Origin of the sequence: Fuscovulum sp., from assembly GCA_035192965.1 — a bacterium.
GTDB lineage: Bacteria > Pseudomonadota > Alphaproteobacteria > Rhodobacterales > Rhodobacteraceae > Paragemmobacter.
In genome coordinates this window covers 1920156-1939239 of record CP136571.1, presented here as the reverse complement: position 1 = coordinate 1939239, position 19084 = coordinate 1920156, and the positions used below count along the sequence as shown (strand labels likewise).

The 19084-nt window shown below is 65.5% G+C and carries 21 protein-coding genes; 9 read left to right on the top strand and 12 right to left on the bottom strand.

Annotated elements, in window-relative coordinates:
* Positions 1–29: 29 nt before the first annotated feature.
* Positions 30–1052 (top strand): aldo/keto reductase, encoded by a 1023-nt coding sequence (locus tag RSE12_09525; protein ID WRH64539.1) that lies wholly within the window; start codon positions 30–32, stop codon positions 1050–1052.
* A gap of 12 nt (positions 1053–1064) precedes the next feature.
* Positions 1065–1898 (top strand): amidohydrolase family protein, encoded by an 834-nt coding sequence (locus RSE12_09520; protein WRH64538.1) that lies wholly within the window; start codon positions 1065–1067, stop codon positions 1896–1898.
* Between the two features lie 148 nt (positions 1899–2046).
* Here the strand turns inward: RSE12_09520 and RSE12_09515 are convergent, their stop codons facing one another.
* On the bottom strand, positions 2047–3012 hold the full coding sequence (locus RSE12_09515) for a sugar phosphate isomerase/epimerase family protein (GenBank protein WRH64537.1): 966 nt from the start codon (positions 3010–3012) through the stop codon (positions 2047–2049).
* A gap of 14 nt (positions 3013–3026) precedes the next feature.
* Positions 3027–3755, bottom strand: coding sequence for a GntR family transcriptional regulator (locus RSE12_09510; GenBank protein ID WRH64536.1), 729 nt, complete (start codon positions 3753–3755; stop codon positions 3027–3029).
* A 65-nt stretch (positions 3756–3820) separates the two neighbouring features.
* Between RSE12_09510 and RSE12_09505 the strand changes: the two genes are divergently transcribed.
* A complete protein-coding gene (locus RSE12_09505; protein WRH64535.1) occupies positions 3821–5338 on the top strand; it encodes an altronate dehydratase family protein in 1518 nt (505 codons plus the stop codon).
* Between the two features lie 130 nt (positions 5339–5468).
* Here the strand turns inward: RSE12_09505 and RSE12_09500 are convergent, their stop codons facing one another.
* Positions 5469–6839, bottom strand: a complete 1371-nt coding sequence (locus tag RSE12_09500; protein WRH64534.1) for a phosphomannomutase — start codon at positions 6837–6839, stop codon at positions 5469–5471.
* A 198-nt stretch (positions 6840–7037) separates the two neighbouring features.
* Here RSE12_09500 and RSE12_09495 point away from each other — a divergent pair, with 198 nt between their 5' ends.
* The 3 genes from RSE12_09495 to RSE12_09485 are packed head-to-tail and all read left to right on the top strand — an operon-like array spanning position 7038 to position 8782.
* A complete protein-coding gene (locus RSE12_09495) occupies positions 7038–7199 on the top strand; it encodes a hypothetical protein (GenBank protein ID WRH64533.1) in 162 nt (53 codons plus the stop codon).
* Positions 7196–7402, top strand: coding sequence for a hemin uptake protein HemP (locus RSE12_09490; protein WRH64532.1), 207 nt, complete (start codon positions 7196–7198; stop codon positions 7400–7402). The genes RSE12_09495 and RSE12_09490 overlap by 4 nt, the downstream gene beginning before the upstream one ends.
* A 54-nt stretch (positions 7403–7456) precedes the next feature.
* Positions 7457–8782 carry a 3-deoxy-D-manno-octulosonic acid transferase gene (locus tag RSE12_09485; protein ID WRH64531.1) on the top strand — a complete coding sequence of 442 codons (1326 nt, stop codon included), beginning with the start codon at positions 7457–7459 and terminating at the stop codon, positions 8780–8782.
* A gap of 4 nt (positions 8783–8786) precedes the next feature.
* Here the strand turns inward: RSE12_09485 and RSE12_09480 are convergent, their stop codons facing one another.
* A complete protein-coding gene (locus RSE12_09480) occupies positions 8787–9677 on the bottom strand; it encodes a lysophospholipid acyltransferase family protein (GenBank protein ID WRH64530.1) in 891 nt (296 codons plus the stop codon).
* A 172-nt stretch (positions 9678–9849) separates the two neighbouring features.
* On the opposite strand from RSE12_09480, the gene RSE12_09475 reads away from it, so the two are divergent.
* On the top strand, positions 9850–10932 hold the full coding sequence (locus tag RSE12_09475; protein ID WRH64529.1) for a glycosyltransferase family 4 protein: 1083 nt from the start codon (positions 9850–9852) through the stop codon (positions 10930–10932).
* 72 nt (positions 10933–11004) lie between these two features.
* On the opposite strand, the gene RSE12_09470 is transcribed toward RSE12_09475, so the two are convergent.
* The 6 genes from RSE12_09470 to RSE12_09445 all read right to left on the bottom strand — a co-directional run bounded on the left by RSE12_09470 (position 11005) and on the right by RSE12_09445 (position 16198).
* Positions 11005–12435, bottom strand: coding sequence for a mannose-1-phosphate guanylyltransferase/mannose-6-phosphate isomerase (locus RSE12_09470; protein ID WRH64528.1), 1431 nt, complete (start codon positions 12433–12435; stop codon positions 11005–11007).
* A 174-nt stretch (positions 12436–12609) separates the two neighbouring features.
* On the bottom strand, positions 12610–13221 hold the full coding sequence (locus tag RSE12_09465; GenBank protein ID WRH64527.1) for an ABC-type transport auxiliary lipoprotein family protein: 612 nt from the start codon (positions 13219–13221) through the stop codon (positions 12610–12612).
* A gap of 5 nt (positions 13222–13226) precedes the next feature.
* On the bottom strand, positions 13227–14132 hold the full coding sequence (locus tag RSE12_09460) for an MlaD family protein (GenBank protein ID WRH64526.1): 906 nt from the start codon (positions 14130–14132) through the stop codon (positions 13227–13229).
* The gene (locus RSE12_09455) at positions 14132–14917 is read right to left on the bottom strand and encodes an ABC transporter ATP-binding protein (GenBank protein ID WRH64525.1); all 786 of its coding nucleotides are present in this window, start codon (positions 14915–14917) and stop codon (positions 14132–14134) included. Before RSE12_09455 ends, RSE12_09460 begins: the two co-directional genes overlap by 1 nt.
* A complete protein-coding gene (locus RSE12_09450; GenBank protein WRH64524.1) occupies positions 14917–16029 on the bottom strand; it encodes an ABC transporter permease in 1113 nt (370 codons plus the stop codon). The genes RSE12_09455 and RSE12_09450 overlap by 1 nt, the downstream gene beginning before the upstream one ends.
* Entirely contained in the window at positions 16007–16198 is a 192-nt protein-coding gene (locus RSE12_09445) for a Thivi_2564 family membrane protein (protein WRH64523.1), read from the bottom strand. The genes RSE12_09450 and RSE12_09445 overlap by 23 nt, the downstream gene beginning before the upstream one ends.
* A gap of 69 nt (positions 16199–16267) precedes the next feature.
* Between RSE12_09445 and RSE12_09440 the strand changes: the two genes are divergently transcribed.
* Entirely contained in the window at positions 16268–16411 is a 144-nt protein-coding gene (locus RSE12_09440; GenBank protein WRH64522.1) for a hypothetical protein, read from the top strand.
* Between the two features lie 84 nt (positions 16412–16495).
* Here the strand turns inward: RSE12_09440 and RSE12_09435 are convergent, their stop codons facing one another.
* Positions 16496–17125, bottom strand: a complete 630-nt coding sequence (locus tag RSE12_09435) for an RNA polymerase sigma factor (protein WRH64521.1) — start codon at positions 17123–17125, stop codon at positions 16496–16498.
* Between the two features lie 622 nt (positions 17126–17747).
* On the opposite strand from RSE12_09435, the gene RSE12_09430 reads away from it, so the two are divergent.
* The gene (locus RSE12_09430) at positions 17748–18488 is read left to right on the top strand and encodes a Crp/Fnr family transcriptional regulator (GenBank protein WRH64520.1); all 741 of its coding nucleotides are present in this window, start codon (positions 17748–17750) and stop codon (positions 18486–18488) included.
* A gap of 64 nt (positions 18489–18552) precedes the next feature.
* Here the strand turns inward: RSE12_09430 and RSE12_09425 are convergent, their stop codons facing one another.
* Positions 18553–19017: a pyridoxamine 5'-phosphate oxidase family protein gene (locus tag RSE12_09425; protein ID WRH64519.1), complete on the bottom strand. Its 465-nt coding sequence runs from the start codon at positions 19015–19017 to the stop codon at positions 18553–18555.
* Positions 19018–19084 lie beyond the last annotated feature (67 nt).

Genomic DNA, 19084 nt, shown 5'->3' with positions numbered 1-19084 from the left:
AGCATGTCAGTTAAGACGGGGGGACGGACATGCAGGAAAAGCGGCATTGGGACAGGCTCGGCAACGGGGGGCTGGATTTTACCACGCTGGGCTTTGGGTCGGCCCCGATCGGCAACCTGTTCCGCGCGATTTCCGACGATGACGCCCATGCGGTGCTGGAGGCGGCCTGGGCGGGAGGTGTCCGCTATTTCGACACCGCGCCGCTTTATGGGCTGGGCCTGTCGGAGACGCGGCTGAACCGGTTTCTGCGGGGCAAGCCGCGCGGCGAATACGTGATTTCATCCAAGATCGGGCGGTTGTTCCGGGTGACGACACCGGACAGGCGGGACGGGTTCGGCAAGTGGTTCGACGTTCCGTCGCGCAATGAGGTTTATGATTACGGATATGATGCGGTGTTCCGGTCGGTGGAATTTTCGTTGGAGCGGTTGGGTCTGGACCGGATCGACATTCTGTATGCCCATGATCTGGACATCTTCAACCACGGCTCGCAGGCGGCGCTGGATGCGCGGCTGGCAGAGTTCATGGCGGGCGGATACCGCGCCTTGGTGCAGTTGCGCGACGAGGGCGTGATCCGGGCCTTTGGCGCGGGGGTGAATGAATGGGAGCCCTGCGCCTGGATGATGGCGCGGGGGGATTTCGACATTTTCCTGATGGCGGGGGAATATTCGCTGCTGCGGACCGAGGCGCTGGAGGGGTTCATGAACCCCGCAGCCGCGCGGGGTGTGGGGGTGGTGGTGGGCGGCCCCTACAATTCCGGCATTCTGGCCACCGGGCCGCGACCGGGGGCGCAGTATCGCTATGAGGATGCGCCGGATTGGGCGATGGCGAAGGCCGGGCAATTGCAAGAGCTCTGCACCGCGCATGGCGTGCGGCTGGTGGATGCGGCGTTCCAGTTCTGCGCGCGGCATCCCGCTGTGGTGTCGGTGATCCCAGGCGGGCAGAGCCTGTTCGAGATGGAAAGCAATCTGGCGGCGGCGCGGGCGGTGATCCCGGCGGCGCTGTGGGCAGAGATGAAGGCCGAGGGGTTGATCCACCCCGACGCGCCCGTTTGAGCGGAGAACCCCATGCAGATCGACGCGCATCAGCATTTCTGGCACCCCGGACGGGGCGATTACGGCTGGATGCCAGCGGATGACCCGGTGCTGTCGCGCCCCTATGGGCCGGCGGACCTTTGGCCGCAATTGCAGGCGGCCGGGGTGGAGGGGACGATCCTTGTCCAGGCCGCACCCACGGTGGCCGAGACCGAATACATGTTGGGGATCGCGGATGCCGTGCCTTGGGTGTTGGGTGTGGTGGGCTGGGTGGATTTCGAGACGCCTGCCGATCTGGCGCAGATGAAGCGGCTGGCGGGGCATCCGAAGTTCAAGGGCGTGCGTCCGATGATCCAGGACCTTCCCGATGATGGCTGGATGCTGCGCGATGATGTGCAATGGGCGTTTCGGGCGCTGTGCGACCTTGGCCTGCGCTTTGACGCGCTGGGATTTCCGCGCCATCTGGGGAATTTCCTGACGATCCTGAAGCGATACCCGACACTGCCGGTGGTGGTGGACCATTGCATGAAGCCGCAGATACGCGAGAAATCCGACGCGCATTTCCGGCTTTGGGCGGATGGAATGGCGCGGATCGCCGATGAGACGGCGGCGGTGGTGAAATTTTCCGCCCTGATTACTGAGGCCGATGCGGATTGGACGGTCGAGGACTTGCGGCCCTATGTGGACCATGTGTTCCGGGTGTTCGGGCCGGAGCGGGTGATGTGGGGATCGGATTGGCCGGTCTGCCGGTTGCGCGGCGAATATGCCGATTGGCGAGCGGCGGCGCTGAGCCTGACCGAAGGGTTGGACGATGTGGACCGGGCGCTGATCTATGGCGGCACGGCGGCGGGGTTCTACGGCATATGAAATGGAGCGCCGCCCTGACGGGCGACGCAATCCTTTTGCCTCGCCTGCGCGCCTGCGCGCTTCGGCTCAGGAGTGGGGGCGCTTCGCCCCCCACACCCCCCGAGGATATTTGGGCAGAGAAGAATGAGGGAACCCGTCGCGGAGCGTGTCAGGCCCCGTAGAGGGCGCGGGCGATGATCCGGGTGGAGGCGGCGGCGTCTTGCCGTGCCATGGCGGCGGTGAGGTGTGAGTCACCGCGCAGGCCAGCCGCGACCGAGCGCAGACGTTCGGTAAGGGCGAGGTTGGCGCGGGATTCCTCGACCGGGTCCATCCCGCCATGGTCGGGGAAGGTGTCGAAATAGATCACGCCGTCATAGCCCATCTGATCCAGCACCCAGAAGAGTTCCACCGTCTGGATCGGGTGGACGGTGCCGGCAATCAGGCCATCGTCGCGCTTGGCGTATCCGTCATTCAGATGCACGCCCATGATACGGCAGTAGCGGGCGGCAAGCAGGGCGGATTTGGCGGGCATTTCCCCTGCGAAAAGCATGTGGCAGAAATCGAGCGTGACACCGAGATTGGGGCGCGCGACATCGCGGATGGCGTGCAGGGTGGTGGCCATGTCAGGCAGGACCGACCAGGAGCGCGGTTCGTTGGGTTTGTATTCGATGGAGATGTCGAGCGCGGGGTTGTGATCGCAAACCTCGGCCAGACCGGCGAGCGTGTCCTCCCATATCCGGGCATAGTCGCCCTGAAAGCTGTAATCAAAGCCGTCTTGCCCCAGCCAGACCGTCATCACCGTGCCACCCATCTGGGCCAGCGCATCGAGGCCGCGCTTGGTGATGTCGATGGCGGCGCGGCGGACCGCGGCGTCTGGATGGGTAAAGGCCCCCAGACGGAAGCCGGGATCGGTGTAATAGCGCATGGCGAGGCCGTTCAGCGCCATACCGCTTTGTTGCAAGATTTTGGTCAGTTCTGCCGGGGTGTGATGGTCGAAATGATCGGGAAAGTTCAAATCGGCGGCGTTCAGACCGCCCACAGTTCCGGCGCGGGCGATCATGTCGGCCACGGTGTCGCCCTTGCGTTTGAAGGCATTCAGGCGCGTGGCATAGCGCGGGCGGTTCGGGATGGTCATGGGGGGAAGGCCTTTCAGGCGGGATCAAAGAGATCGGGCCGCTCACGTTCCAGCGGTTCGAGATAGGTGAGCAACTGGCGCAGATGATGGCGCGTTGCAAGGCGCGCGGCGGCGGGATCGCGCGCCTCGAGCGCGGCGAGGATGGCGCGATGTTCGTCGAGCGTGGCGCTGATGCGGCCCGGTACGGGCAGGATCAACTGACGCGCGCGGTTCACATGCAGCCAGGCCGTTTCGCTGACCTGCGCGAGGCGGCGAAAGCCGGTATAGGACAGGATAAGCTCATGCATCGCGGCATCCATCTGGTAAAAGCCCGGCACATCGCCATCGGCGATCAATGCGGCCTGTACCGTGAGGTTGCGGCGAAGTTGGGTGAGCTGCTCTTCGGTGATCGTCTCGGTCACGCGTTCGATGGCGGCGACCTCGATCGCCTCACGCAGGAAGGCGCCTTCGCGAATCTCTTCCATCGAGAAGCGGGCGACGAAGGTGCCGGCCTGCGGGACCACATCGACCAACCCTTCGGTTGCAAGCCGGGCCACGGCATCGGCGACGGGGCTGCGCGAGACGCCCAGCGCCTCGCATATCTCGGGCTTACGCAGAATCTCACCGGGGCGATAGGCGAGCGACAGGATCGCCTCGCGCAGGGTTTGATAGACGCGCTGACCGAGCGAGCCGGAAAACCGCTCCAGCGGGGTGAGCCGGGCTTCGGAAGGCTCTTGTGGGGAGGGTTCGGGCGGCTGTAACATGCTAACATGTTAGACACGCGCGGCGGCCTGTCAAGGAATCCGCGCAAAGTGCGGGGAGAGCGGGAATGGCAGGGCAGAACGGCGGGGTGATCCGGCTGCATGGTGCGGATAATGTGGTGATCGCGCTGGAGGACCTGCCGAAAGGGGCCGAGGTGGCAGGGCTGGCCCTGCCACAACCCGTGCCGCGCGGCCACAAGATCGCGGCCGGGGCGATTGTGCAGGGGCAGAACGTACTGCGCTATGGCCAGATCATCGGACAGGCGACAGCGGACATCGCGGCAGGCGCGCATGTGCATTCGCACAATCTGGGCATGGCGCCGCACAGCGACGACTATGCCATCGGCAGCGAAAGCCGCCCCCTGCCCGCACTGCCGCCGCGCGAGTTCATGGGCTATCACCGTGCCGATGGGCAGGTCGGAACGCGGAATTACATCGGGATCCTGACATCGGTGAACTGCTCGGGCTCTGTCGCGCGCTTCATCGCCGAGGCGGCGGAAAAGGACCCGGTGCTGAGTTCCCTGCCCAATGTCGACGGCTTCGTTCCCATCGTGCATCAGACGGGTTGCGGCATGTCTGGTACGAATGAAGGGTACCAGACCCTGATGCGCACGCTGAAAGGCTATGCCCGCAATGCCAATTTCGGGGGTATCCTGCTGGTGGGGCTGGGATGCGAGGTGATGCAGGTGCCCGATCTGGTGGGTCAGGGGCGGCTGCGGCCGGATGGCAATTTCCGCTATATGACGATTCAGGGCACGGGCGGCACGCGGGCGACGATTGCCAAGGCGCTGGAGGTGTTGCGCGGGATGGCCGAGGTGGCGTCACAGGTGGAGCGCCGCCCTGCCCCGGTGTCGAAGCTGATCATCGGGCTGCAATGCGGGGGGTCGGACGGCTATTCCGGGATCACCGCCAACCCGGCGCTGGGCCATGCGAGCGATCTGCTGGTGCGGATGGGGGGGACGACGATCCTGTCGGAAACGCCCGAGATTTACGGCGCCGAACATCTGCTCACCCGCCGCGCGGTATCGGCCGAGGTGGGGGAGCGGCTGATCGAACGAATCCGCTGGTGGGAGGATTACACCGCGCGGAACGAGGGGGAGATGGACAACAACCCCAGCCCCGGCAACAAGAAGGGCGGGTTGACCACGATCCTTGAGAAATCGCTGGGCGCGGTGGCCAAGGGCGGCACGGCGCCGCTGGCGGGGGTCTACAAATTCGCCGAACCCATCACGACGCCCGGTTTCACCTATATGGACAGCCCCGGCTATGACCCTTGTTCGGTGACAGGGCAGATCGCATCGGGGGCGACGATGATCGTCTTCACCACCGGGCGCGGGTCGGTTTCGGGATACAAGCCAAGCCCCTGCATCAAGCTGGCGACCAATTCGGAAATGTATGCCCGCATGGCCGAGGACATGGACATCAACTGCGGTGACATCCTGACCGAAGGGGTGAGCATCGAGGCAAAGGGGGAGGAGATTTTGGACAAGATCATCGCCGTCGCCTCGGGCCAACAGACATTGTCCGAGGAGCTGGGCTTTGGCGGCGCGGAGTTCGTGCCCTGGCAGATCGGCGCTGTGATGTAAGGATCCGGCTGCCCTGCCCCTTTCTTCTCTGTGAAAATATCCTCGGGGGTTGGCCATCGCGCCCGCCATCGGTTCAAGGGCCTATGGCTGACGGGGCAGACAGCCCCCGGGAGCTGTGCCGGGTGTGGCGTCAGGAGAACAGCGCGCTGATCTCGGCCACGGCCTGATCCACAAGATCGGGACGGGCGCGGGATTCGACGTTCAGGCGCAAAAGCGGTTCGGTGTTTGAACCGCGCAGATTCATCCGCCAGGTACCGAAATCGAGCGACAGGCCATCGGTATCGTCGCGGCTGATGGCTTTTGGCGCATAGGCGGCCTCGGCCTGCGCGATGGCGGCTTTCACGTCGGGGACGCGAAAGTTGATCTCGCCCGAGGAGGGGAAGGCGGCGCGGCGGTCGGCAAGAAGGGTGGCAAGCGGTTGGCCGGTACGGCCCATAAGTTCGGCCACCAGAAGCCAGGGGATCATGCCGCTGTCGCAGGCAAAGAAATCGCGGAAATAGTGATGGGCAGACATTTCGCCGCCATAGACCGCGCCCGTATCGCGCAGGGCCTGTTTGAGGAAAGCATGTCCCGTGCGGGCCATGACCGCCCTGCCCCCGGCGGCGGCAACCGCGGCCTGGGTGGCAAGGATCACCCGTGGATCGTGGACGATGGCGGCACCGGGTTCCTTGGCGAGGAAGGTTTCGGCCAGCAGGCCAACGACATATTCGCCGGGAACGAAGGCGCCTTGATGATCGAAAAAGAAGCAACGGTCGAAATCGCCGTCGAAGGCCACGGCCATATCGGCCCCAGCGGCCACCACGGCCTGCGCGGTGACGGGCTGGTTCTCGGGCAGCAGCGGGTTCGGGATGCCATTGGGGAAGGTGCCATCGGGATCGTGGTGCAGGCGGGTGAAGCGCAAGGGCGCGCCACGGGCGGAGAGGGCGGCGGCGATGGCATCGAACGTCGGCCCTGCTGCGCCGTTGCCCGCATTGATCAGGATATGCAGCGGGCGCAGGGCGGACAGGTCGACAAAGGACAGCACGCGATCGACATAGGCGGCGCGGGTGGCCGAGGCATCGGTGATGCGCCCGCCGGGTTTGGGCGCTGCGAAAGCCTGCGATTCCGCCAATGCCTTGATCGCGGCAAGGCCGGTGGCGGCATCCAGCGGCGCAGAACCTGCGCGGACCATCTTCATCCCGTTGTAATCCATCGGGTTGTGCGAGGCGGTGACGCAGATACCGCCATCCGCGCCCAGATGGCCGGTGGCGAAATAGACTTCCTCGGTCCCGCAAAGGCCCAGATCGAGCACCTCTGCCCCGGCCGCCATCAAACCGTCGGCCACGGCATCGGCCAGTTCTTGCGATGAGGCGCGAATGTCGCGGCCCAGAACGACGCGGCGGGTGCCCAGCACCTCGGCAAAGGCGCGGCCGACGCGGGTGGCGATGCCTGTATCCAGATCATGGCCAAGGCGGCCGCGGATATCATAGGCCTTGAAACAGGTGAGGCTGGCGTTGGTCATGATGTCGTCCCTACTCGCATCATGCTTGGTTAGCAGGGGTCGGCCCGCGCGAAAAGGGTTTGGGGCATCGCTTTGGCCGGGAAAAAGCGACAGGGCAGAATCAGCTTTACATTTCCGACTGTTTTGCTAGGTTTCTTTCACACCCCCAGCCAACCCCTGCGGTCAGCCCGGCGCCCCCCTGAATTGAGAGATGGCGAGATGACCCGGATGATTTGGAATTTTCTTCTATCGGACCCGCTTCCCCTGTCGCCCGCGACAGAAACTGCGGATCTGTTCCGGCTGGCCTTGACGGGCTGGACCCCGGCCAGTGCGGGAACCGGGCTTGAGGCCCTGTTCGACCGGATGGAGGCAGGACGATGAACATGCGCCCCGATCCGATGCGGCTGGATATCCCCGTGGCACGGCCCGCGACGACCCGGACCGTGATTGCCCCGGCCGAGGGCGCACCGCTGCATGATGCGCGGGCGCTGACCAAGGGCGGCGTGCAGGCGCGCATCGCGCTGGATGGGCAGGTCTATGCGCTGCGCATCACACGTGCAGGCAAGTTGATCCTGACAAAGTGACCCGTCGCGGGCGGTGAAGTGACAGCACCCGCGTGGCGGTGTATGGGGACGGGCATGACAGAACCCGGACTTCCCCAGACACCGCTGGCACCGCCGCAGATGCCGCCTGACTCGGCTCTGCTGGGCGTCTGGCTGGCCGTGACGCAGATCATCTCGCCTTTTGGGCCTGCGATCCTGCGCAAACGTCTGGCGCGGGGGAAGGAAGACCCGGCGCGCTGGACGGAAAAGCTGGGCCAGATCAGCACGGCGCGGCCAGAAGGGCGGGTGATCTGGCTGCATGCCGTGAGCGTGGGGGAAGGGCTGTCCGTGCTGACCCTGCTGAAGGCGCTGACCGCGCAGACGGGGGTGACAGTCCTGCTGACCTGCACCACCGTCACGGCGATGGGGTTGATGCAGGCGCGGGTACCGGAGCGGGTGATCGTGCAGTTCCTGCCGCTGGATCTGCCCGGCCCGGTGGCGCGGTTTCTGGATCATTGGCGGCCCGATGTGGCGGTGATGGTGGAAAGCGAGTTCTGGCCACGCCTGATCCATGCCACCCACGCGCGGGGGATTCCGCTGATTTTGGCCAATGCGCGCATGTCGGACCGGTCTGCCCGGCGTTGGGGGCGGATGGGCGGTCTGGCACGGGCGATTCTGGGGCGGTTCACGTTGCTGGCGGCCCCTGATGCGGCGATGGGCGAGAGGCTGGTCTTACTCGGGGCCGAGAGCGCGCGCGTGCAGGTCACGGGCAGCCTGAAACGGGCGGCAGAGCGGTTGCCGGTGGATCCCGGCGCGCTGGCGCAGCTTAAGGGACTGATCGCGGGACGTCCTGTGTGGCTGGCGGCATCAACCCATGCCGGGGAAGAGGCGGCGGTCGCTGACGCGCACCGCCTCTTGTGCCAGACACACCCGGATGCGCTTTTGATCCTTGCGCCGCGTCATCCGGCGCGGGCGGAGGAAATCGGGGAGATATTGGCGGCGCAGGGACTGAGCCAAGGGTGGCGCAGCCGGGGAGACGCGCCGGGGGCGCAGGTCTATCTGGCCGACACGTTGGGCGAGATGGGGCTGTGGTTCGATCTGTGCCCGGTGAGCTTTGTCGGCGGGTCGCTGGTGCCGGGGATCGGGGGGCACAATGCCTATGAACCCGCGCTGCACGGATCGGCCATTCTGCATGGCCCGCATGTGGGCAATTTCGCCGATCTTTATGCCCGGCTGGATGCGGCTGGCGCGGCGCAGCCGGTGACGGATGCGGCGTCGATGGCGGCAGTGCTGGGCCGGGTGCTGGGCGATGCGGGCGGACGGCGGGCACTGACCGAGGCGGCAAGCGGGGTGCTGGCGGCAGAGGCGGACGGGGTGGCGGCAACGGCGGCGCTTATTCTGGCGCAATTGCCCCAAGGGTGACGGGTCAGGCGGTACGGCTGCCCATCTTCCAACGGCGGTGTGTCCAAAGCCATTGATCCATATGGGCGCGGACCTGGACCTCGAGGCTGTCATTCAGGGCCTGGGTCATCTGTTCGGCGGTCGTATGCGGGATCGGCGCTTCGACGATCATGTCGAAGCCACCATCGGGGCGGCGGATGCCATAGGTGGGCAGGATCAATGCGTCGTAACGAAGGGCCATTTCGGCGGGCGAGAGGGATGTCAGCGCAGGCTGACCGAAGAAGCGCAGCATCGCGCCGTCGCCCATCGCCTGATCCAGCACGACGCCCACCATGCCGCCGCTTTTGAGAAAGCGCAGCATGTCGGCCAGACCCTTGCGTCCGCGCGGGAACAGGGGCGTGCCGATGCGCGAGATGGCGGCGACGTAGTGTTGGTTGAAAAAGGCGTTGTCCATCGGGCGGTAGAGGCCGCCCACACGGTAACCGCGCGCGATCAGCCCGCCACGGATGGCATCGTAATTGCCCAGATGCCCCGTCACCAAGAGGACGGGGCGGCCGGTGCGATGCGCCTGTTCCAGTGCGGCGACGCCTGCGCCTTGCAGCGGTTCACGGGCGACGCGGGCGATCAGGTCGGGGCCGGAGTAAAGCTCGGCCAGCGTGCGGCCGATGCTGCGGGGGACGGCGAGTTCCATCTGCCGGATTTCGGCCGCGGTCAGATCGGGGCGGATCAGGGCGAGGTTTTCGCGGATGCGGGCGCGATAGCCGCCCAAGGGGGCGACGACACGCGTCATCAGGAAGGCGCCGAGCTTGCGCCGTGCATCGAAGGGCAGGCGCAGCATCAGCCAGATCGCCCCCCGGATGAGGCAATCCGTCAGCCAATGGCCGAGCCGCGTGGTTCTGCTTTCTCTGGTGGCCATGCCTGCCTGCAGCATCGGGGACAAACCCCTGAGAGGGAGGGATATATCCCGCCGCGCGCAGGGGAACAAGGATGGGCCGGTGGCGGGTGTGACGGGGGGACGCAACGGCACGGCCACGTTGACAGGGCCGCATCGGGCGGGGTCTATGGGGCGCGCAGCAGAGGGACGCCGCATGGCCGATAACCGCAGGGATGATGGGGCCGCCGAGGTTTACGTCACCAACCTCAATCCCCGGTTCACCGGGGTATCGGCCACCGCTGCCGCTGTGCTGGCCGCGCAAGGGCGCGATCTGAGGGCAGTGTTGGTGGGCCATCCCCTGCCCGGCTGCCCTGCGCCGGTGACCCGTCGGCAGGCGCTGGCCTTGGCGCGGGTGCCGCCTGCGGGGCGGGCGTTTTCCATCTGGCATGTGCGGCGCAACCCGGAAATGCAGCTGGCGCTGTTTGCGCGGGATGTGCTGCGGTTGCCGGTGCGGATTGTGTTTACATCCGCCGCGCAAAGGCGGCATTCGGCTTGGCCGCGCTGGTTGATTTCCCGGATGGATGCGGTGATCGCCACGACCGAGGCGGCGGCGGGGTTTGTGCCGGGGGTGCGCGCGGTGGTGCCCCATGGGGTGGATGTGGCGCGGTTTGTGCCGGCTGCTGACCGCGCGGCCGCATGGGCGGCGACGGGATATCCGGGGGAATACGGTATCCTGACGGTGGGGCGGGTCCGCAGCGAAAAGGGGACGGACCTGTTCGTGCAGGCGATGATCCGCGCCCTGCCCCGGTTGCCGGGGGCCGTGGCGGTGGTGGTGGGGTTGGCCAAAGGCGGGGATGAGGCATTTCTGGCGCGGCTGAAGGGCGAGGTGGCCGCGGCGGGATTGGAACGCCGCATCCTGTTTCCGGGCGAGGTGGCAGCAGAGCGGATGCCCGCGCTGATGCAGGGATCCCGGCTGCTGATGGCCCTGCCCCGCTATGAAGGCTATGGCGTGACGCCGATTGAGGCGATGGCCTGCGGCGTGCCGATCATTGCAAGCCAGACCGGGCATTTCGCCGAGTTTGCAGGCCGGGCGGAGGGAAATGATCAGGCGGGGATCATCGTGCCGCTGGAGGATGCCGAATGCGCGGCAGAGGCGGCGGTAGCCCTGCTGTCCGATCCGGTGCGGCATGCGGCCTTTTCCTTGGCGGCGCGGGAGCGCGCCGTGCGCCTGTTCAGCGTGGAGCGCGAAGTGGCGGGCATCCGCGCCGTCTATGACGCGCTATGGGCGGAGCGCTGAGGGTGGGGACCGGGTCCCGGGCTTTACCCGGGACCGATGTTTGCTGTGGGCGGGGTTCCCCTTCGCAGGGTGTCAGCCCTTTGCCCCCTGGCCACGGGCGTAGACGTCTTCGTAGCGGATGATGTCATCCTCGCCCAGATAAGTGCCGGTTTGCACCTCGATCAGTACCATGGGCACCTTGCCGGGGTTTTCCATCCGGTGCTTTGCGCCCAGCGGGATGTAGACCGACTGGTTTTCACCCACCAGTTTGACCATGTCATCCACTGTCACGCGGGCGGTACCAGAGACGACGATCCAATGCTCGGACCGGTGCATGTGCGATTGCAGCGACAGGGCTGCGCCGGGTTTGACGACGATGCGCTTGACCTGGAACCGGTCCGACAGGGCCAGCGTTTCGAACCAGCCCCAGGGGCGGTGGTCGCGGGCGAAGGCTTCGGCCTGTTTGGCGCCTTTGGCTTGCAGCACCTCGACCGCGCGTTTGACATCCTGCGCGCGGGATTTGTCGGCCACCAGCACGGCATCGCCGGTGGCGATGGCGATGATGTTGTTCAGGCCGATGCCGACCAGTTCGACGCCCGGTTCTTCGGCGCGCAGAAGCGTGTTGTCGCAATCAATCGCCACGGCATTGCCGCCCAGCGCATTGCCGCGCGGATCAGCCCCCATCTCAGTTGCGACGGCATCCCAGCCGCCCAGATCGGACCAGCCTGCGCCAAAGGGGACGGCCACCAGATTGCCGGCGCGTTCCATCACGGCATAGTCGATCGAAATCGCCTCGGCCCCTTTCCAGGCGGCTTCGTCCAGCCGCAGGAAGCCAAGATCGGCGCGGGCGGCATCCACCGCGGCCCCGACGGGGGTAAGAAGGCCCGGCGCATGGGCGCGGAAGGCGTCGATCATCGTGGCGGCGGTGAAAAGGAAAATGCCCGCGTTCCACAGGAAGTTGCCCGAAGCGAGCATGGTTTCTGCCGCGTCGCGTTTGGGTTTTTCCACGAAGCGGGCCAGATCGACCGGCACGCCATCGGCGGCGGGGCCGGTAAGTTCCAGCCAGCCATAGCCGGTTTCCGCGCGGGTGGGGCGGATGCCGAACGTGACGATGCGCCCGGCGCGGGCGGCGGCTTCGCCGGCCTTTACGGCGGCGCGGAAGGCGGCGGCATCGGGGACAACGTGATCGGAGGGCGCGACGAGCATGAGCGCCTGCGGGTCGGATTTGGCCAGATGCAGGGCGGCGGCCAGCACGGCGGGCGCGGTGTTGCGGCCTTCGGGTTCGATCAGAACCGGGCCGGGGTCGATGCCCACGGCCTGCAATTGTTCGGTCACGATGAAGCGGTAATCCGATCCGGTGATGACCACGGGCGCGGCAAAGCCTTCGCCAGCAAGGCGGCGGGCAGAGGCCTGAAACAGGCTTTCATCCCCGATGAGCCGAGTGAACTGTTTGGGAAAGCTTTTGCGCGACAGGGGCCAAAGGCGGGTTCCCGATCCACCGCACAACAGAACCGGATTGATCATATACTCTCTCCCTGACACGGAATTTACCTGCACGGCGGCATCGTTGCCGGATTCTCTGCGCCGGGGCAAGCCTGCCGCTGTTGCCAGCACTGTTGGATAAGACAGTGGCGTGATGGGGGCGTTACAGGGGCGCGACCGGGGTAAGAAGGGGGCAGCGGGCAGCGCTGGACCGGATCAGCGCGCCGCACCGCCGGTCCATTGAACGGCGTCGCGCAGCACGGATTGCAGGGCGAGGTCAAAGCCTGCGACCACGGCGGCGCTGTCATCCGAGGCGACATTGGCCGTTGCGGCGAAGGGGCGTGCCGCGATGATCTGGCGGTCAGATTCGCGGATGACGGTCATCATCACGCCGATCCGGACGATCAGCGGTTCGGGCGTGGGGCCTGCGGGTTCGGCCTGAAAGGACTGAATTTCGGTCATCAGGGTGTAATCGGGCATCAGGCCCGCCCCGGTGCGCCCGACAAGGCGAAAGCCGCCCGCGTTCTGGAACGAGGCGACGAGCAGCGATTGCAGCAGCGCAGGTGTCGGTTCGGACCAGCGGGCATCGGGCAGGTATTGCGCCTGATACGGAAGGGGTTTGATGAGGATGCGGTCGGTCGCCAATGCGCCGCCAGAGGTGGGCAGTTCCACCACCAGATGCCGCCTGCCCCCGGCCGGGATCTGCCCCGGCGCATAGGGCGACAGCGTGTAGGCATCCAACGGGGTGCTGGCATCCGAGACGGCGCCAAGGGCACCGCAGCCCGACAGCAGGGCAAGCGACAGAAGGGCTGCGCGAAAGGGGGCCATGGTCATCAATTCCTGTATGCCGGGGTCTGGTTGCCAAGAAGAAAGCGGGCGGGGTCGCTACTGATGCGGTCGGACAGGGCGCGGATGCTGCCCACCATGGTGCGCGCCTCTTGCGCGAGGGTGCTGAACCTTGGCAGGCCGGTACGGGAGAATTCGGCCAGTCCGGCGGCAGAGCGGCGGACATCGGCCAGCGTTGCCTTGAGCGCGGCCATCAGGTCGGGGATATCCGCCCCGATGACGGTGTTGGCGCTGGCGAAGGCCTTTTCCGCCTGCACCAGCGCGGCATCGGCGCGGGTCAGGGTCGCCTCAGCCTTGGCCATGACGGTGTCGGTCTGGGCGGCCATGCTGTCGATGCGGGCGGTGGCGGTTTCTACGTTCTTTAGGATTTCCGCGATGGCGGCGCTGTTTTCCGGGGTGGTGAAGTTGCGGATGTCTTCCATCAGGGCGATGGCTTCGGCCAGCAGATCGGGGGCATCGGTGATCAGGCCTTGAACGACCGAAGGCTCAGAGGGGATGACTGGCACATCGGCGGGGGGGTCGGCCTGAAGGCGGTCTGAGTCTGCCCGCCCGCCTTCGAGCGCGACGAAGGAGACACCCGTTACGCCCTGCGAGGCGAGGGTTGCCATCGTGTCAGTGCGGATGGGGGTGGAGGCGAACACTTCGATCCGGACGCGGACAAGGGCGGGGTTGGCGCGGTCAAGCTCGATGGTCAGCACCTTGCCGACATCTACCCCGTTGTAGCGCACGGCGCTGGCCTGACCGAGCCCCGCCACGGTATCGAAGAGGATGTCGTATTGCGCGAAGGTGCGGTCAATCTCGACCTTGGCCAGCCAAAGGATAAAGCCCAGCGCGGCGAGCAAGCTGAACAGGGTGAAGGTGCCCACAAGAATGTAGCGTGCGCGTGTTTCCATCAGATCGCCCCCTGCGCCTGCAGCGCGGCATGGGCGCGGGGCCCGTGAAAATAGGAATGGACCCAAGGGTCATCGACCTGCAGCATTTCGGCCATGGTTCCGGTCACGAGCACCTTTTTTTCGGACAGCACGGCGATGCGGTCGCAGGTGGCGTGCAGCGTGTCGAGGTCATGGGTGACAAGAAACACCGTCAGGCCCAGCGCCTTTTGCAGGGCGATGATGAGGGCGTCGAATTCTGAGGCGCCAATGGGATCGAGGCCGGCAGTGGGTTCATCCAGAAACAGGATCTCCGGATCGAGCGCGAGGGCGCGGGCCAGCCCTGCCCGTTTGCGCATGCCACCCGACAGATCAGAGGGGTAGAGGTCGCCCGCCTGCGGTTTGAGCCCCACCATGGCGATGCGCAGATCGGCCAGTGCGGTGCGGGTGTCTTCGTCGATCCCCAGCAGTTCGCGCATGGGGGCGGCGACATTCTCGCGCACGGTGAGCGAGGAGAAGAGCGCGCCATCCTGAAACATCACGCCCCAGCGGTTCTGCACCGCGCGCAGGTCGCGGCCCTGTGCGGTAAGGACATCGGTGCCAAGGACGGTGATCTTGCCATCAGTCGGGGTTTGCAGGCCGACGATGGTGCGCAAGAGCACCGATTTGCCGCTGCCGGAGGCACCGACGACGCCCAGCACCTCGCCCCGGCGGACATCAAGGTCTAGGCCCTTGTGCACGACCGTCTTGCCGAAGCGGTTGGTCAGGTTGCGGACGGTGATGATCGGGGCGGGGTCCGGGTCGGCCATCACACCCCCCAGATCGCGAAGAAGATGGAAAAGAGGGCATCCACCACGATCACCAGAAAGATCGCGATGACGACCGAGCTTGAGGTGCGGCTGCCCAGCGATTCCGTGTCGCCCTTGACCTGCATCCCCTGATGGCAACCCACGACACCGATGATCAGCGCGAAGACCGGGGCCTTGGACAGGCCCACCAGCAAGTGAGAGACGTCGGTATCCATCAAAAGCTGCGTGCGGAACATGCCCGGTGAAATGCCAAGGTCCACCCAAGCCATCAGCCCGCCGCCGACCAGCCCGGCCATATTGGCGACAAAGCCCAGCAGCGGCAGCATCAGGACCAGCGCCAGAACGCGCGGCAGGACCAAGAGTTCGATCGGATCAAGGCCGAGGACGCGCATGGCATCAATCTCTTCGCGCATCTTCATTGATCCGATGGCGGCAGTGAAGGCCGAGGCGGAGCGGCCTGCGACGATGATCGCGGTCAGAAGAATGCCCAGTTCGCGTAGGATGGAGACGGCGATGAGGTTGACGACAAAGACCTCGGCCCCGAATTGCTTGAGCTGTGTCGCGCCCTGGAAGGCCAGCACGATGCCGATGAGGAAGCCCATCAGCGCCACAATGGGCAGGGCGTTCAGACCGGCCTGCTGCATGTGATGGACCAGCGCGGTCAACCGCAGGCGCGAAGGGTGCAGGATCGTGTTGCCGAGGCGCGCGATGACAAGGCCCAGAAAGCCCAGACTGCCGCCGATGACCGCGCCATAACCGCTGACAGCGGCCCCGATCCAGGCCAGTTCGTCGCCCGCACGGTGATGCACAGGGCGGCGGCGGCGCTTTTGCGGCGCGGGCAGCGCATCGGTAACGGTTTGCAGCAACAGGCCATGCGCGGCGCTGGCCCCGGTGACAGGGACCTGCGTGCCCTTGGCCGCGGTACGGGTGGCGATGAGCCAAGCCCCAGCGGTATCCAGCGCGGTCACGGCGGACAGGTCCAACGCGGAAAAGCCGGGCCTTTCATCAAGAAAGGCCCGGACTTCGGGAAGGGTTGCCAAAGTGACCGGCCCGGTCAGCGCGGCGGTGCCGCGCGGCGCGGGCGGGGTGTCAGCCGCCGACGGTGATGCCATTCAGCCCGCCAAGAAGACCGGTTCCGTTCAGGATCCAGAGGATGACGAAGATCACCACGACGACGTTGAGGATCGTTTTGATCTTTCGGTCCATCGGCAGATAGGTGTTCACGAGCCAGAGAAGAATGCCGACGACGATCAGTGTGACGACAAGGGAAACAAGGGACATGGTGGAAATCCTGTTCGGTTTGGGGTGAAGCCCGGTCCAGCGCTGTGCTGTTCTAGGGGCCGGCTGGGAATGCGGGCGGACGGCCTGCATCCGGGGGTGATCTTGCGTCCCGGTGCATGGCTTGGCGGGCAACAGGTCGTGCGGAAGGCCAGCCTGTACCGGCTGTCCTTTCCTGACCTGTCGCGCATTGCCCCGGAACGTTCATCGGCCTGATAACGCAGAGCGGCCGTCCCGGTTCCCTGACAGGGTGGATTATTCACGACGCCATGCCCCGCCCTTTTCCGGGCGGGGATCAGGTCAGGCGAGGCGGGCCAGCGATCCGCCCATGACGGCACGGGTGACCGGATCGGCGAGCGGGGCGAAGGGTTCGGCATCCTCCAGCCCCATCAGTTCGGCCAGCCGTCTGCGCGCGCGGCTGGTGCGGCTTTTCACCGTGCCGATGGCCGTGCCGATCATTTCGGCAGTTTCTTCAGTCGAGTAACCCGATGCGCCCACCAGCAGCAGCACTTCGCGGTGTTCGGCGGACAGTTGGGCAAAGGCGCGGTGGAAATCGCGGAAGGCGAGCCGTCCATCATGGGCGGGCAGTTCGAACAGGGTGGCGGCGTGCAGACCCTCGGGATCGGGCACCTCGCGGCGGTGCTTGCGGCGGCCGGAATAGAATGTGTTGCGCAGGATGGTGAAGAGCCAGGCCTGCATGTTGGTGCCGGGCTGGAACTTGTCGATGTTGCTCCAGGCTTTGAGGATGGTGTCCTGCACCAGATCATCGGCGGCCGCGCGGTTGCCTGTCAGGCTGATGCCGAAGGCGCGCAGGGGGGTAAGGTAGGCCGTCACCTCATCGCGAGGGTCAAGCTGGCCATTGGGGGCGAGGGTCGGCTTTTCGCTGGCGTCGCGGACGTAGCGGGTGCCTTGCAGCGTGACAACGTTCATGTGCCGGACTCCTTGTTTTGCAGGCGAAGGGAGAGGCGATTTCCGGGAGTGCCGATCTGGCGGACCAGACGGATGGGCAGCAGCCCGTTCTGCGACATTCTGGCAGGGACGGCCTGGGCCGCGCTTTGGAACCAATGGCGCAGCCGCCGCGTTTGGTTCCGTAGGGACAACAGGCAGGGGGAGCGTGTGAATGACAGGGTCAATTATGTCTCCTTTCTTTGGCGCAGGGAGGCACGGGTCGGACCGGGGAAGGTCTGACGGGCGTGGCTCTGGCGGATGGCGACGGCGCGCCGGGAAATGCCGTGATGAAAAAGGGGCTGGTACAAAATGCGGGTCACCCGTTCGTCGGGATCACCGCGCGTCTGAAACAAGGCGTCTTCGGGCGGGGCGCAGCGCCCGCCTGTGTGTTTTGGCGTGTGATCCCTTGGCTGTTTGCGAAGGACTGTGTGATCGCGGTGGTCAGATCGACTGGACAGGTGGTGTCAGGTCAGTGGTCTGCAGTGGGGTGGCCGGTGGCAGTTGGCGGGAATCGGGCAGGGCATGTGTTCTCCACTTCTCCCCGACCATGCGCTGTGTCAGCGTGGCCCGCATTAATCTGTGACATAGGAAGGGATGTTTTCTGATGACCATTGCCTGCGATAAATGCCCACTGCGCAAACAACCGCTGTTCGTTCCCTTCACCGAGGACGAAATCCAATTCATGATGCAGTTCAAATCGGGCGAGCTGAGCGTGGATGCGGGCACGACAGTTCTGATGGAAGGGTCGAACAGCCCGCAGATTTATACGGTCTTCAGCGGGATGGGCACGCGATACACCACTCTGGAAAACGGCCGCAGGCAGGTGATCAACTTCCTTTTCCCCGGTGATTTCATCGGCTTGCAGGCCAGCCTGATGGGCGAGATGAAGCATTCGGTTGAGGCGAGCACGCCCATGGTGCTCTGTGCCTTTCGTCGGAGCGATTTGTGGAACCTGTTCCGCGCGCAGCCCAACCGGGCCTATGACCTGACATGGATCGCGGCGGTGGAGGAGCATTTTCTGGGGGAAACCATCGCGACTTTGGGTCAGCGGGATGCCGCTCAGCGGATCGCCTGGGCGTTTTTGCGGGTGGAAAAGCGGCTGCGGGCGGTGGGACTTGGCAGTTCGGGGGCGAATACGGCCACGGTTCCCCTGCCCTTTCGGCAGCAGGATCTGGCCGATGCGCTGGGTTTGTCGCTGGTGCATACCAACAAGACGCTGGCGCGGCTGCGGTCGCTCAAGGTGGCGACGTGGAATGACGGGATGCTTTCGGTGATGGATCGCGCCGGGCTGGCCGCAATCGCGATGGTTGAGCCGGAGAAGGAAGAGAAGCGCCCGATTTTGTGAGTTGCTATGGGCCGCCGCCGGTGCACCCCGGGGGGCAGAGCGGCGGCGGGTCGATTATGAGGCTTCAGAGGGTGAAGTGATCGCCCATGTCGGGATCATCGCCGGTCAAACGCGCTTTGGCGATGTTGAACATGAAGCGGATGCCCGAGGTGGGGGTGACCCAGACTTCGCCGCCCGTCACCTGCATCGACAGAAGGCGGACATCGGGATCGTTGATCCCGCCTTCGAACCAGGTTTCAACGATGACACCCCAAAGCTCTTCGAGTTTCACACGGTCCTGCGAGATGGACAGCGTGCCCGTGACCTGCGCGAAAAGGCCTTTGCCGTTATCGGCCAGCAGATAGGTGCAGGGGGCGGGGCCGGTTTCCAGCCTGTCGGTGATATCGGTGCCCTTGGCGGTGATGAACCACAAACGGCTATCGGCGCGGTCGGCGTGATGTGACATCGGCACCCAGCGGGCGCTGCCCTCGGGTGCCAGCATCCCGGCATTGACCGTTTCGATGCGGTCCCAGAATTCGGTCTTGCTCATTGGTGTGTTCCCTTTTCGCCGGACATCTGGCCCGGACTGCCCTTGTCAACGCGACGGGCGGGTGGGG